At 70.2% G+C, this 13,223-nt stretch carries 13 protein-coding genes, 1 pseudogene and 1 riboswitch; of the genes and pseudogenes, 2 read left to right on the top strand and 12 right to left on the bottom strand.

Annotation, left to right across the window (positions count from 1 at the left end; translation table 11 throughout):
• Positions 1-34: 34 nt before the first annotated feature.
• The 10 genes from OG700_RS25975 to clpS form a co-directional block, all read right to left on the bottom strand.
• Positions 35-985 (bottom strand): PLP-dependent cysteine synthase family protein, encoded by a 951-nt coding sequence (locus tag OG700_RS25975; RefSeq protein WP_405617504.1) that lies wholly within the window; start codon positions 983-985, stop codon positions 35-37.
• Entirely contained in the window at positions 985-1,305 is a 321-nt protein-coding gene (locus tag OG700_RS25970; protein ID WP_405617502.1) for a MoaD/ThiS family protein, read from the bottom strand. Before OG700_RS25970 ends, OG700_RS25975 begins: the two co-directional genes overlap by 1 nt.
• A 94-nt stretch (positions 1,306-1,399) precedes the next feature.
• Positions 1,400-1,513, bottom strand: coding sequence for a putative leader peptide (locus tag OG700_RS25965; protein WP_405617500.1), 114 nt, complete (start codon positions 1,511-1,513; stop codon positions 1,400-1,402).
• 69 nt (positions 1,514-1,582) lie between these two features.
• Positions 1,583-2,374 carry an ABC transporter ATP-binding protein gene (locus tag OG700_RS25960; RefSeq protein WP_405617498.1) on the bottom strand — a complete coding sequence of 264 codons (792 nt, stop codon included), beginning with the start codon at positions 2,372-2,374 and terminating at the stop codon, positions 1,583-1,585.
• Positions 2,371-3,474, bottom strand: a complete 1,104-nt coding sequence (locus OG700_RS25955; RefSeq protein ID WP_405617496.1) for a FecCD family ABC transporter permease — start codon at positions 3,472-3,474, stop codon at positions 2,371-2,373. The genes OG700_RS25960 and OG700_RS25955 overlap by 4 nt, the downstream gene beginning before the upstream one ends.
• 11 nt (positions 3,475-3,485) lie before the next feature.
• A complete protein-coding gene (locus OG700_RS25950) occupies positions 3,486-4,472 on the bottom strand; it encodes an ABC transporter substrate-binding protein (RefSeq protein WP_405617494.1) in 987 nt (328 codons plus the stop codon).
• A gap of 40 nt (positions 4,473-4,512) precedes the next feature.
• Positions 4,513-4,644: riboswitch (cobalamin riboswitch) on the bottom strand.
• Entirely contained in the window at positions 4,644-5,057 is a 414-nt protein-coding gene (locus OG700_RS25945; protein ID WP_405617492.1) for a Mov34/MPN/PAD-1 family protein, read from the bottom strand. Its footprint overlaps the riboswitch before it by 1 nt.
• A 142-nt stretch (positions 5,058-5,199) precedes the next feature.
• Positions 5,200-6,678 carry an amino acid permease gene (locus tag OG700_RS25940; RefSeq protein WP_405617490.1) on the bottom strand — a complete coding sequence of 493 codons (1,479 nt, stop codon included), beginning with the start codon at positions 6,676-6,678 and terminating at the stop codon, positions 5,200-5,202.
• Between the two features lie 371 nt (positions 6,679-7,049).
• Entirely contained in the window at positions 7,050-7,637 is a 588-nt protein-coding gene (locus OG700_RS25935; RefSeq protein ID WP_405617488.1) for a DUF2017 domain-containing protein, read from the bottom strand.
• Positions 7,637-7,942: an ATP-dependent Clp protease adapter ClpS gene (clpS, locus tag OG700_RS25930; RefSeq protein ID WP_354608300.1), complete on the bottom strand. Its 306-nt coding sequence runs from the start codon at positions 7,940-7,942 to the stop codon at positions 7,637-7,639. The genes OG700_RS25935 and clpS overlap by 1 nt, the downstream gene beginning before the upstream one ends.
• 164 nt (positions 7,943-8,106) lie before the next feature.
• Between clpS and OG700_RS25925 the strand changes: the two genes are divergently transcribed.
• Both OG700_RS25925 and OG700_RS25920 read left to right on the top strand, forming a co-directional pair.
• Positions 8,107-9,462 carry a nicotinate phosphoribosyltransferase gene (locus tag OG700_RS25925; protein ID WP_405617485.1) on the top strand — a complete coding sequence of 452 codons (1,356 nt, stop codon included), beginning with the start codon at positions 8,107-8,109 and terminating at the stop codon, positions 9,460-9,462.
• Between the two features lie 122 nt (positions 9,463-9,584).
• Positions 9,585-10,169: an isochorismatase family protein gene (locus OG700_RS25920; RefSeq protein WP_405617483.1), complete on the top strand. Its 585-nt coding sequence runs from the start codon at positions 9,585-9,587 to the stop codon at positions 10,167-10,169.
• A 190-nt stretch (positions 10,170-10,359) separates the two neighbouring features.
• Here the strand turns inward: OG700_RS25920 and OG700_RS25915 are convergent.
• Positions 10,360-10,665, bottom strand: a pseudogene (locus OG700_RS25915) (hypothetical protein); the annotation flags it as partial.
• A 123-nt stretch (positions 10,666-10,788) separates the two neighbouring features.
• On the bottom strand, positions 10,789-13,206 hold the full coding sequence (locus tag OG700_RS25910; protein WP_405617481.1) for an immune inhibitor A domain-containing protein: 2,418 nt from the start codon (positions 13,204-13,206) through the stop codon (positions 10,789-10,791).
• Positions 13,207-13,223: the final 17 nt, after the last annotated feature.

Raw genomic sequence — 13,223 nt, 5'->3', positions numbered from 1 at the left:
TTGCACCACTGTTGCCCCACGGGCGGCAGGGGGCTCAGGCCCAGAGCTGGCCCTGGAGCGTTTCGATGGCCTCTTCGTCCGTGGCCGCCGTGTAGACGCCGGTGGAGAGGTACTTCCAGCCGCCGTCGGCGACGACGAAGACGATGTCGGCGCTCTCGCCCGCCTTGACGGCCTTGTTGCCGAGACCGATGGCCGCGTGCAGGGCGGCGCCGGTGGAGACGCCCGCGAAGATGCCCTCCTGCTGGAGGAGTTGGCGGGTGCGGGTGACGGCGTCGGCGGAGCCGACGGAGAAGCGGCTGGTGAGGACGGACTCGTCGTACAGCTCGGGGACGAAGCCCTCGTCGAGGTTGCGCAGGCCGTAGACCAGGTCGTCGTAGCGCGGCTCGGCCGCGACGATCCTGACGTCGGGCTTCTGCTCGCGCAGATAGCGGCCGACGCCCATGAGTGTGCCGGTGGTGCCGAGGCCGGCCACGAAGTGGGTGACGGACGGCAGGTCGGCGAGGATCTCCGGTCCGGTGGTGGCGTAGTGCGCGCCCGCGTTGTCCGGGTTGCCGTACTGGTAGAGCATCACCCAGTCCGGGTTCTCGGCGGCCAGCTCCTTGGCGACGCGTACGGCGGTGTTGGAGCCGCCCGCCGCCGGGGACGGGATGATCTCGGCGCCCCACATGGCGAGCAGTTCGCGGCGCTCCCGCGAGGTGTTCTCCGGCATCACGCAGACGATCTTGTAGCCCTTGAGCTTCGCGGCCATGGCGAGCGAGATACCGGTGTTGCCGCTGGTGGGCTCCAGGATGGTGCGGCCCGGGGTGAGCCGGCCGTCCTTCTCGGCCTGTTCGACCATGCGCAGCGCCGGGCGGTCCTTGATGGAGCCGGTCGGGTTGCGGTCCTCCAGCTTGGCCCAGAGCCGGACGTCGTCCGACGGGGACAGCCGCGGCAGCCGTACGAGGGGGGTGTCGCCGACGACCGCGAGCGGGGAGTCGTACCGCATCAGAGCGTGGCGGACACGTCGGGCATGGACGTGCGGCCGGCACCGCCGGCGACGGCCGGGAGGATGGTGACGCTGTCGCCGTCCGCGAGTTTCGTGGAGATGCCGTCCAGGAAGCGGACGTCCTCGTCGTTGAGGTAGACGTTCACGAAGCGGCGCAACTGGTCGCCGTTGGCGCCGTCGACGATGCGTTCGCGGATGCCCGTGTGGCGGGTTTCGAGGTCGGTCAGGAGCGCCGCGATGGTGTCACCGGTGCCCTCGACGGCCTTGGCTCCGTCGGTATAGGTGCGGAGGATGGTCGGAATGCGGACCTCGATGGCCATGGCGTGGGCTCCTGTCGGAAGAGAGGCGTGACGGGCGCGCGGCTCTGCCCCCGCGCGGGGGGTGGTGCTCGGGATGGGCGTCCTGCCGCGCGACTCAGGCGGCAGCGCCGGCCGTACACATGGCGCTGGCGAGTCGGCACAGATCGACGTGCAGGCGCGTAACCAGGAGATCGCCTGGTGTCTTGTCGCTCACGTCGTGGGAAACCATGGGGTCATCGTATCGATTCCCGGTCCGCATCCCGGTATGTGATCTCGGATGATGGACGTTCGGTGTTCGTCAGATGGACTGTGGCAGGTAGACGACCGTGGGGGCACCGGTCCGGGGGTGCGGCGTGACCTCCGCCTCCACCTCGTAGACGGCGGCCAGCAGGGCGGGGGTCAGCACCTCGGCCGGGGGTCCGGAGGCGACGACGGTGCCCGCTTTGAGTACGTACAGGCGGTCGCAGTAGTACGCGGCGAGATTCAGGTCGTGCAGGGCCAGCAGATTGGTCGTACCCAACTCCCTTATGAGGGAGAGGACTTCGAGCTGGTGGCGGATGTCCAGATGGTTGGTCGGCTCGTCCAGGACGAAGAGCGCGGGCCGTTGGACCAGGGCGCGGGCGACGAGGGCCCGCTGGCGTTCGCCGCCGGAGAGCGACGGGAAGGCGCGCTCCGCGAGCGGCGCGATGCCGACGCGCCTCAGCGCGGCGCCGGCCAGCGCGGTGTCGGCCGCCGTGTCCGCCTCCCAGAAACGCCGGTGCGGCGAGCGGCCCATGGCGACGACCTCGCGGACGGTCAGCTCGAAGTCGCTCTGCCCGTCCTGCGGGACGGTCGCCACGCGCCTGGCGCGCGCCTTGGCGGTCATGGTGTGCAGGTCGTCGCCGTCCAGCAGCGCCCGGCCGTGGGTGGGGCGCAGCGCGCCGTACACGCAGCGCAGCAGGGTGGTCTTGCCGCTGCCGTTGGGGCCGACGAGCCCGACGGTCTCGCCGGGGGCGGCGGTCAGGTCGACGGTGTCGACGAGTTGGCGGCCGTCTCCTACTCCGTAGGAGAGTCCGTCGACGTGGAGCGAGGCGGCCGTACGGTCGCTCATACCGGGGCTCCTTCGGGGCGGCGGCGCATCAGCCACAGGAAGAACGGGCCGCCGGTGAGCGCGGTGAGGACGCCCACGGGGATGTCCTGCGGCGCGGCGACGGTACGGGCGGCGAGGTCCGCGACGACCAGCACGAGCGCCCCGCCGAGCGCGGCGACGGGCAGCAGCGGCCGGTGCGACGCCCCGACCGCCATCCGCGCGGCGTGCGGCACGAGCAGCCCGACGAAGCCGATGGCCCCGCTCGCGGCCACCATGACGCCGGTGACCAGCGAGGCGAGGACGAACACGGCGGCGCGGAAGCGCGCGGTGTCCAGACCGAGCGCGGTCGCGCCCTCCTCCCCCACCAGCAGCAGGTCCAGCGGCCGGGCGAGCGCCATGAGGACGGCGGTGCCGGCGACGAGGACGGCGGCCGGCACGACGAGCGTGCCCCAGCGGGCGCTGCCGAGCCCGCCGAGCGACCAGAACAGCGCCTCCTGGAAGTGTTCGGGCCGGGCGGAGACCACCAGGACGAGCGTGGTGAACGCGGACAGGATGTACGAGACGGTCACCCCGGCCAGTACGAGGCGCCCGCCGGTCATCGTGCCGCCGCGCCGGGCCAGCGCGTAGACGAGGGTCATCGCGACGAGCGAGCCCGCGAAGGCGGCGGCCGGCATGGCGACGGTGGTGGTGATCCCGCCGCCGATGCCGCTGCCGATGCCGAGGACCAGGACGAGTACGGCGCCGGTGGACGCCCCCGAGGAGATCCCGAGGAGGAACGGGTCGGCCAGCCGGTTGCGTACGAGGGCCTGGAGGACCGTCCCGACGACGGCGAGACCTGCGCCGACGACCGCGCCGAGCAGCACACGCGGCAGCCGTACGTCCAGGACGATCGTGCGGAAGGGGCTGGGCTCCGCGCCGCCGGTGAGGATCGTGAGCACCTCACCGGGCGGGATACGTACGGAGCCGAGCGCGAGCCCGGCGACGACGGCGCAGGCGAGGGCCGCGGCGAGGCAGGTGAGCACGACGGCCTGGCGCAGCCTGCGGTGGTGGTGGCCGGGCGGGTGGTGGCCGGGGTGATGGTGACGGGGGTGGTGGTGGCCGGGCGGGGTTGTGCGACTCATGGCCGTCGGCCCTACGCGCCCGCCCCGGGGTGGAGTTGGTCGGCGAGGCGCTGGACGGCGGCGGGGGCGCGGACACCGAGGACGGCGTCGGAGAGCGGCAGGACGGCGAAGCGCTTGTTCCTGATCGCCGGGACGTCCTTCAGTACGGGGTCCTCCAGCAGCCGCTTCTTCTTCTGGGCGACGGTGGTGGCGCCGTAGTCGTAGATGAGGATCGTCTCGGGCTTGCGGGCCACGACCTGTTCCCAGGTGGCGTCGCCGAAGGGTCTGTCGAGGTCGGCGAAGACGTTGCGCCCGCCGGCCCGCTCGATCAGCTCGTTGCCGATGCCCTTGCCGCCGGCGGTGAACGCGGTCTTGTCGCCGCTGTCGTAGACGAAGACCGGGAGGGGCTTCGTGTCTTCGAGCCCGGCGGCGGTGGCGGCGAGGGTGGTGCGCGCCTCGGCGGTCCACTTCTTCGCGCGGTCGGCGACACCGAAGGTGCGGCCGACCTCCTCGATCTCACGGAAGACGTCGTCCATGGAGGTCCGGCCATCGGCGCAGTTCTCCAGGTTGAGCCGGGTGTCGATGCCGGCGTCCTTGAGGTCGTCGCGGGTGCGGCCGTCCTTGGCGGCGAAGGCGCTGGCGTAGCCGCCGTAGACGAAGTCGGGGTTCGCGGCGAGGAGTCTCTCCTTGGAGGGGTACTCCTTGGCGATGACCGGGACGCTGTCGTACGCCTTCTCGTAGGCGGGCAGGACGGCGTCGTCCAGCCAGGCGGTGCCGACGAGGGACTTGGCGAGACCGAGTTCGATCATGATCTCGGTGACGTGCTGGTTCATCGTGACCACGCGCTTCGGGGGTGCCTCGAAGGTGGTCTTCACACCGCAGTTGGTGACCGTGTACGGGAATCCGGCGGCCGGCGCTCCGTCGTTCCGGACGGGGTCCGGGGTGGTGGAGCAGGCGGCGAGCGGGAGCAGCAGCGGGAGCAGGACCGCCGGTATGAGGGCGTGGCGCCGCGAGGACATGACTGGGCCTCCTCCGGGGGATTTCCGCGTCCCCTGGCATGGTGGGAGAAGGGCGACAGGTCAGTTCCTGGCTTCCGGGACCCGCGCTCGCGGGGCCTGGTCACAGTGGCGGGACCGTGCCGGATTCGCACCGGCTTCCTGGGTCCTGCCGCCCTGGATCGCGTCAGTCTCTCAGACGACCTCGACCTCTTCCTCCGTGACCTCGCCCTCGACGATGCGGTACGAGCGGAACTGGAACGGGCCCATGTCGTCGGTGTCGGCGGTGGAGACCAGGACGTAGTGGGCGAACGGTTCCATCGCCAGGTCGATGTCCCGGCGGGAGGGGTACGCCTCGGTCGCGGTGTGCGAGTGGTAGATGACCACCACGTCCTCGTCGCGCTCGCGCAGCTCGTTGTCGAGCTGCTTGTGCTCGGTCGAGTCGAACTCGTAGAACGTGGGCGAGCGGGCCGCGTTGAGCATGGGGATGAAGCGCTCGGGCCGGTCGCTGCCCTCCGGGCCCGCGATCACGCCGCACGCCTCGTCGGGGTGGTCCGCCCGCGCGTGGGCGACGATCCGGTCGTACAGCGCCTGGGTGATGGTGAGCATGAGGTGAAGGATAAGCAGGTGGCCTCCGCGTGTGAGATACGGAGGCCACCTGATGAGACGGCCGGTGAGACGGGTCGGTGGGACGGACCGGTGGGACGGACCGGTGGGACGCGTCGGTGGGACAGCCGGTGGGACGCCCGCGTCAGTCGGACACCTTCGCGTACTCCGGCTCGTGCGGGCCTTCCGGGTCGCGCCGTTCCCCGGAGGCGCGCGCCGCCAGTCCCGGGTTACGGCTCTTGAGCAGCGCCCAGCCGCCGGCCAGGAACAGCGCCCAGAGCGCGCCGACGTACAGCGACACCCGGGCGTCGGAGTCGTACGCGATCAGGCAGGTCACGAAGGACAGGAAGACCAGCGCCACCCAGCTCAGGGCCGAGCCGCCCGGCGCCGGGAACGAGGACGCCGGCAGCCTCCCCGCGACCACGGCGGAGCGGTACTTGATGTGGCTGATGAGGATCATCATCCAGGTCCAGATGCCGGCGGCGGTGGCCACCGAGGTGACGTACAGGAACGCCTTCTCGGGGACGACGTAGTTGAGGACGACGCCGATGCCCATCAGCGCGACGGACGCCGCGATGCCGAACGCCGGTGTCCTGCGGGAGTTGAGCTTGCCCAGGGCCTTCGGGGCTTCGCTGTTGGCGGCGAGGTCGCGCAGCATCCGGCCGGTGGAGTACATGCCGGAGTTGCAGGACGACAGGGCCGCCGTCAGCACCACGAAATTGACGATTCCGGCGCCGAGCGGGATGCCGATCTTGGCGAAGGCGTGCACGAACGGGCTCTCGCCCTCGCTGAATTCGGTCCATTCGACGACGGCGAGGATGACGGTGAGCGCGCCTACGTAGAAGACGATGATGCGCCAGGGCAGCGTGTTGATCGCCTTGGGGAGTGTCTTCTCCGGATTCTCGGACTCGCCCGCGGTGACGCCGACGAGTTCGACGGCCAGGTAGGCGAACATCACGCCCTGAAGGGTCATCAGGCTGGAGCCGATGCCGTTGGGGAAGATGCCGCCGTGCTGCCAGAGGTTGCCGGTGGCCGCGGTGTCGCCGGCGTCCGAGAAGCCGAGGGTGAGGACGCCGAGGCCGATGACGATCATGCCGATGATGGCGGTGACCTTGACCATCGAGAACCAGAACTCGACCTCGCCGAAGATCTTGACGGAGATCAGGTTGACGCCGAAGAGCACCACGAGGAAGACCAGGGCGCTGACCCACTGCGGGATCGCCGGGAACCAGAAGTGGATGTAGATGGCCGCCGCCGTGAGTTCGGCCATGCCGGTCACGATCCACATGAGCCAGTACGTCCAGCCGGTGGCGTAGCCGAAGAACGGGCCGAGGAATTCGCGGGCGTACTCCGCGAACGAGCCGGAGACCGGCCGGTAGAGCAGCAGTTCGCCGAGCGCCCGCATGATGAAGAAGATCACCACGCCGGCGAGGGCGTACATCAGGATGATGCTCGGCCCGGCCTTGGCGATGTTCGCGCCGGCGCCCATGAAAAGCCCGACGCCGATGGCGCCGCCGATCGCGATCATCTGGACCTGGCGGCTGCCGAGTCCGCGTTCGTAGCCCTCCTCCGAGGTGTTTCCGGAGGGCCTTTCCGAGGGGGTGTCGACCTGTGGGGAGGTCATGGTGATGCGCCCTTTCTCCCTGCCTGTGCCGGTGGTCGTGAAGATTTACCACGGGCCGGGCGGCGATTCGCGCAGCGCGCTGTGGCGCGGCCCACAGGAAGAGACGGAGAAATCTCGCCCGGAATCGCAAAGCACGCGGGGGCGGTGGCGCGATCGTTATCCGGAGTTGAGTGTCCGTCGAGGAAACGGAGGCTGTCCGTCCGAACACGGCGTGACGGCCTCGCGGAGAGCCTGTGACGGGTGGGTCCGGCGGGCGCGTACGCGTATGCCGGACCGACCGGTTCGGCGTACGCGTACGACGGACCGACCCGTCACACCAATCACGTCATCAGCGGCATCGCGGCATCACGTCATCAGCGGCATCAGCGGCATCACGGCATCAGCGTCTCGACCAGCGTCTCCTGGAGCGCCCCGAGCCACAGGTACGCCATCACCATCGGCTTGCGCGGGTCGGAGTCCGGCAGCCGGTACAGGCCCTCACCCTCGTCCTCGTCGGAGACGTCCAGCCGGTTGCCGATCGTCAGGCGCAGGTCGTTGAGCGCGCCGAGCCAGTGCCGGCAGTCGTCGGGCGCCAGCTTCAGTACGGCTCCGCCCTCGCCGGCCGCGTCCAGCGCGTCCAGGGTACGGACGACGGCGAGTCCGTCCTCGCGCTTGCGGGTGCGCAGGTCGTTCTCGGTGAAGCGCCTGAACTCGGAGGCGTACTCGCGCAGTTCGTCGTCGGTGTCGTCGCCGAAGCCGTACGCGTCGGGGAAGAGCCGGGCGAGCGCGGGGTCGGACGGCGGCTCGCTGGGGCCCGGGGCGAAGAGCGCGGCGAGCGGGTCCTCGCCCTTGGCCGGTTCGTCGCCGGGGCCGATCAGCTCCAGGAGCTGGACGGCCAGCGAGCGCAGGATGGAGATCTCGACCTCGTCGAGCGCGACGGCGGCGCCGCCGCCGGGGATCGCCTCGAACTGCCCGGCCATCAGCCCGCGTCCTGGGAGAGGGTGGCCCACAGGCCGAATCCGTGCATCGCCTGCACGTCGCGTTCCATCTCCTCGCGGCTGCCGCTGGAGACGATGGCGCGGCCCTTCTGGTGGACGTCGAGCATCAGTTTGTGCGCCTTGTCCTTGGAGTAGCCGAAGTACGTCTGGAAGACGTACGTCACATAACTCATGAGGTTGACCGGGTCGTTGTGGACGATCGTCATCCACGGCACGTCAGGTTCCGGGACGGTGAACGTCTCCTCGGCCGACTCGGGAAGTTCGATCTCTGTCGGGGCAACACTCACGGTTCGGGACGACCTTCTTCTCCGCCGGGGGTCCCGGGGTGCGCCCCGGGATGCACAGCCTCACAGCCCCATGCTGCCACCAGGTGGGGCCTGTCGCACAAACGGCGGTCTGAGCGCCCGTTAGATCTCGTCAGTCTGACGAGATCTCCTGTAGCATCATTGGCATGAACTCTGCGGACCTTGAGAAGGGCCTGGCGAAGGACGAGGGCGGACGCCGGGTCGGCGTTCCGTCGACCGCGCTCTTCACCGACCAGTACGAGTTGACGATGCTGCGGGCCGCGCTGCGGGCGGGGACGGCCGAGCGCCGTACCGTCTTCGAGGTCTTCACCCGGCGGCTGCCCGAGGGGCGGCGCTACGGAGTCGTCGCGGGCACCGGCCGCGTCCTCGACGCCGTCGAGAACTTCCGCTTCGACGAGGACGTCATCGGCTTCCTGCGCGAGCGCGGCATCGTCGACGAACCGACGCTCGACTGGCTCGCCGACTACCGCTTCGGCGGGGACATCTGGGGTTACCGGGAGGGCGAGGTGTACTTCCCCGGCTCGCCGATCCTGCGCGTCGAGGGCTCGTTCGCGGAGTGCGTGCTGCTGGAGACCGTGATCCTGTCGATCCTCAACCACGACTCGGCGATCGCCGCCGCCGCGTCCCGGATGTCGGCCGCCGCCGGCGGGCGCCCGCTGATCGAGATGGGCGCGCGCCGCACGCACGAGCTGGCCGCCGTCGCCGCCTCGCGGGCCGCGTACGTGGGCGGCTTCGACACCACGTCCGACCTGGCGGCCGGGTTCCGCTACGGCATCCCGACGGTGGGCACCAGCGCGCACGCCTTCACGCTACTGCACGACAACGAGCGGGACGCCTTCCAGGCGCAGGTCGACGCGCTCGGCAGCGGTACGACGCTGCTCGTGGACACCTACGACGTGGCCGAGGCGGTCCGTACCGCCGTGGACGTCGCCGGGCCCGGGCTGGGCGCCGTCCGTATCGACTCCGGCGACCTGCTGCTCGTCGCGCACCGGGTGCGGCAGCAGCTGGACGAGCTGGGCGCGGTGAACACCCGGATCGTGGTCACCTCCGACCTGGACGAGTACGCGATCGCCTCGCTGGCCGCCGCACCCGTGGACGCGTACGGGGTCGGCACCCGGCTGGTCACCGGCAGCGGCCACCCCACCTGCTCGATGGTGTACAAAATGGTCGCCCGTGCCCACTCCGCCGACCCGAGTGCGCCGCTGCACGCGGTGGCGAAGAAGTCGCTGGGCGGCAAGACGTCGATCGGCGGCCGGAAGTGGGCGGCGCGGCGGGTGGACGCCGAGGGGTACGCGGAGGCCGAGGTCGTCGGCACCGGCCCGGTGCCCGCCGACCTGCTGGACCGGCAGCTGCTGGTGGAGCTGGTCAAGGGCGGCGAGGTCGTCGCGCGTGAGCCGCTGGACGCGGTCCGTGACCGGCATGTCGTGGCGCGGGCGGGGCTGCCGATGTCGGCGATCCAGCTGTCGCGCGGCGAGCCGGTCATCCCGACGGTCTACCTGTGAGGGGTCCACCCATGAGGCATGAACCGGGACCTACCGGGAACGCCAGCCTGCGAGAGGCCGACCGCGGCGGGACACCATAGGCTCGGTGACCCGCCCCCGCTCCCCACCGAAGGACACCCGCCATGCACCGCGCACTGATAGTCGTGGACGTTCAGAACGACTTCTGCGAGGGCGGCAGCCTCGCGGTGGCGGGCGGCGCCGACGTGGCCGCCGCCATCACCGACCTGATCGGCCAGGCGACGGCCGGCTACCGCCACGTGGTCGCGACACGTGACCACCACATCGATCCCGGTGACCACTTCTCCGCGCGCCCGGACTTCGTCCACTCGTGGCCGGTGCACTGTGTCGCGGGGACGGAGGGGGTGGGCTTCCACCCCAACTTCGCGCCCGTCGTCGCCTCGGGGTCGATCGACGCCGTCTTCGACAAGGGCGCCTACGCGGCGGCATACAGCGGCTTCGAGGGCGCCGACGAGAACGGTGTCCGGCTCGCCGAGTGGCTGCGGGCCCGTGAGGTGGTCGAGGTCGACGTCGTCGGTATCGCCACCGACCACTGCGTACGGGCGACCGCCCTGGACGCGGCGCGTGCGGGGTTCACCACGCACGTGCTGCTGGATCTGACGGCGGGCGTCGCCGAGGCGACCACGGAGCGGGCCCTGACGGAGCTGCGCGCGGCGGGTGTACGGCTGACCGGCAAGCCGGTCGTGTAGGGCCTGTCCGGTGGATCTCCGGGTGCCCGGAGATCCACCGGACAGGCCCTGGCGCCCGGCCCTACGCGGCGCTGCCGCTGTCGGTGCGCAGGCCCGGCCGCCGCCACGAGGGCGACCCGGGCGGCGGGAGTGCCTGCGGCGCCGGGAGCACCCCTGTGCGGGCGTGGCGCGGCTCGGCCGGGCCGTAGCGCCGGGAAGGGCGCAGCAGGGCCCGTATGGGGTGCCAGAGCTCTTGTGCGCACTCCGGGGAGGCCCGCCAGAGCAGGCCGTCCGGATGGTGCAGCACCGCCGTGATCTCGTCCGGTGTCGGCGGTTCCGCGTTGCCGCGCAGATAGACGGCGCGCAGTCCGAGATTCCGCAGCCTGGTCAGGGCGCGGGCCCGGTTCATCGCGTGGACCAGAATCCGGACCGTACGGCCTTCGGCGACCGGGCTGGGCACGGTCAGCGCCACCACCACGGTCCCGTTCGGGAGCCTGCTGAAGCCTCCACCTGTCATGTGTCCTCATCCCCCCGTAAGACGTCGTGTCAATAAGAGTCGGTAGGACGCACCTAAACACGATCGGCCGCCGCCCCGCTAGTGGGCGACGGCCGATCATGGCTTGACCTGCGACGATGTCCGTTACTTGGTCGAGCGGTCCACCTTCACCGTGATCGTGGAGCCGTCGCGCGGCTCCTTCAGGATGGAGATCTTGGTGTTGGTGTCAGGAACGTCGACACCACCAGTGGGGTTCTCCTCGTACCAGTAGGTGCCCTTGCGGTCGTCGAAGACCGGGGTGCCCGACTGCGTACGGATCCGCTGCGCCGCGTCGGCCTTGTGCAGCTGGAAGGCGTCGGTCGGGTACAGGCTGAACGACGAGTCGAACGTCTGGATCTTGTTGCGCATCACCGTGCCGTCGGCCCACTTCAGGGGCTTGGCGTGCGCGTCGACCGGCAGGATCAGACCCTTGCCGGGGTGGGCGCTGGTGTTGTTGTCCTTCTGCGAGCTGTCCCAGAGCCAGACCATCAGGCCGTTCTGGTACGCGTAGTGCTCGACCCAGCCGTCCTTCGGCGACTTGAAGCCGAAGTTGTACGGACCCGACTTGAGGGTCTTGTCGTAGCTGACGTACTGCCGGTTCTCCGCGATGTAGAACTGGTCGTAGTCCTGGGTGAACGACTCACCGATGCGTGAGAAGCCCTTCGCGGTCCAGCCCGCGTCGTCCGCCTCGGCGTTGTCGGTGAACAGCGGGGTCCCGTCGGCGACGACACTGATCGCGTCGGCCGCGAAGCCCTTGCCGCCCGCGCCGCCGTCCGTCTGGTAGCGGAAGCGGACGTCGACCTTCTGGCCCGCGTACGCGTCCAGCGGGTAGACGAGCTTCTTGTGGGCGCCGGAGACACCGGTCAGGGCCGGCTTGTCGCCCGCGTCACGGGTGATGGCCTTGCCGTCGGCGGTGCCGTCGACCGGGGTCCAGTTGGCGCCGCCGTCCTGCGACACCTCGGCGTACAGGTAGTCGTAGTTGGCCTCGATGTCCCACCAGCCGTCCAGTTCCAGCGACGCCTTGGCCTTGCCGGTGAGGTCGACGGAGCGGGTGAGGGTGTTCTTGAGGTCGTCACCCATGTCGCTCCACCACTGCTTGGAGCCCTCGGCGGGCTTCACGACAGTCGTGGTGACCGGCTTCTTCGGCAGCTCGACGACGAGCGCCTGCGGGTTCTTCGTGTTGTACGCGGACACCCCCAGCTTGTGGGTCGACGCCGTCGCGGCCTTGGCCTTGTCGTAGTCGAGCCAGCCCAGCTGGAGCTTGTCCCAGGCGGTCATGTCGCCCGGCAGGTCGCCGATCTCGCCCTTGCCCCGGCCGAGCCAGGAACCGGCGGACATCAGGGACCAGTAGCCGGTGGAGTTCTCGCCGCCGCCCGAGGTGTCGTACAGGTCGGGCAGGCCGAGGTCGTGGCCGTACTCGTGCGCGAAGACGCCGAGTCCGCCGTTCTCCGGCTGCATCGTGTAGTCGCCGACCCAGATGCCGGTGTCACCGATCTGCGTGCCGCCGGACTTGTTCTGAGCGGGGCCCGTCTTGCCGGCGTCCGTGCCGTACGCGTACCAGCGGTGCGCCCACAGGGCGTTCTCGCCCTCGGCGCCGCCGCCGGCCGACTCGTCCTCGCCCGCGTGGACGATCTGGAAGTGGTCGATGTAGCCGTCGGGCTCGTTGAAGTCGCCGTCGCCGTCGAAGTCGTAGCGGTCCCACTCGTCGTAACTCGCGAGGTCCGCCTTGATCTGGGCGTCCGTACGACCCTTGGCCTTCTGGTCGGCGGCCCAGGCGGTGGTGCCGTCGCGTACCGCGTCCCAGACGTTGGCGCAGTTGGAGTCGCCGCAGTAGTTCGAGCCGTAACGGGCCTCGTTGTACTGGACCTTGACCCAGTCGGAGACCTCACCGTCGACCGAGTAACGGCCGGACGAGGTCTTCTCGTAGTAGGTCTTCAGCGACTCCTTCTGCCGGCCCCTGGCGTCCTTGCCCTCGCCGAAGTACAGGTCCTGGAAGTGCGCCTGGTTGTAGTCGGCCTGCCAGGCGGTGGAGTTGTCCACCTTCCGGTCGGGCTCGGCTATCTCGTTGTGCTGCGGGCCGGGCTCGCCGCCGTACTTCTTGACGGGGGGCTCGGGGCCGTCCGCGCCGTCCGGGTCGTACAGGGTGGTGTCGTCGACCTCGTCGCCGAACTCGACCAGAATCGTGAAGATCTTGTCGGTCTTCTCCCGGCCCAGCTCGACGTACTTCTTGCTGTCGAGCTTCACGACGTTGGAGCCACCGCGCTTCAGGATCTCGGCGTCACCGGCGAGGACCTGCTCCAGGGCGGCCTTCTTCCGCTGCTCCTGCTGCTTGCTGAACGGGCCGTCGAGATCGTGCTCGACATGGCCCTTCTGCGGCGCCGGATCGCGGCGCTCGACGCTCGCCCGACCTGCTGTGGGGTTGTCCTCGGCCTGGGCCGGGGCGAGCGCCGACGCCGTCGCGGCAGCCGTGGCGAGGGCCACGAACACCGCGGACGCTCTGATCGCCCGTCGATTGATGGTCACTTGAAGTTTCCTCTCCC

The organism is Streptomyces sp. NBC_01508 (assembly GCF_045040315.1).
Lineage (GTDB): Bacteria > Actinomycetota > Actinomycetes > Streptomycetales > Streptomycetaceae > Streptomyces.
Note: the sequence above shows the minus strand (reverse complement) of the source record. Positions and strands in the feature narration are given on the sequence as shown.

What these genes read in the sequence shown, in the direction of transcription:
- OG700_RS25975 (WP_405617504.1), bottom strand. Translation starts at nt 985, where the DNA reads ATGCGGTACGACTCCCCGCTCGCGGTCGTCGGCGACACCCCCCTCGTA.
- OG700_RS25970 (WP_405617502.1), bottom strand. Translation starts at nt 1,305, where the DNA reads ATGGCCATCGAGGTCCGCATTCCGACCATCCTCCGCACCTATACCGAC.
- OG700_RS25965 (WP_405617500.1), bottom strand. Translation starts at nt 1,513, where the DNA reads ATGGTTTCCCACGACGTGAGCGACAAGACACCAGGCGATCTCCTGGTT.
- OG700_RS25960 (WP_405617498.1), bottom strand. Translation starts at nt 2,374, where the DNA reads ATGAGCGACCGTACGGCCGCCTCGCTCCACGTCGACGGACTCTCCTAC.
- OG700_RS25955 (WP_405617496.1), bottom strand. Translation starts at nt 3,474, where the DNA reads ATGAGTCGCACAACCCCGCCCGGCCACCACCACCCCCGTCACCATCAC.
- OG700_RS25950 (WP_405617494.1), bottom strand. Translation starts at nt 4,472, where the DNA reads ATGTCCTCGCGGCGCCACGCCCTCATACCGGCGGTCCTGCTCCCGCTG.
- OG700_RS25945 (WP_405617492.1), bottom strand. Translation starts at nt 5,057, where the DNA reads ATGCTCACCATCACCCAGGCGCTGTACGACCGGATCGTCGCCCACGCG.
- OG700_RS25940 (WP_405617490.1), bottom strand. Translation starts at nt 6,678, where the DNA reads ATGACCTCCCCACAGGTCGACACCCCCTCGGAAAGGCCCTCCGGAAAC.
- OG700_RS25935 (WP_405617488.1), bottom strand. Translation starts at nt 7,637, where the DNA reads ATGGCCGGGCAGTTCGAGGCGATCCCCGGCGGCGGCGCCGCCGTCGCG.
- OG700_RS25925 (WP_405617485.1), top strand. Translation starts at nt 8,107, where the DNA reads ATGAACTCTGCGGACCTTGAGAAGGGCCTGGCGAAGGACGAGGGCGGA.
- OG700_RS25920 (WP_405617483.1), top strand. Translation starts at nt 9,585, where the DNA reads ATGCACCGCGCACTGATAGTCGTGGACGTTCAGAACGACTTCTGCGAG.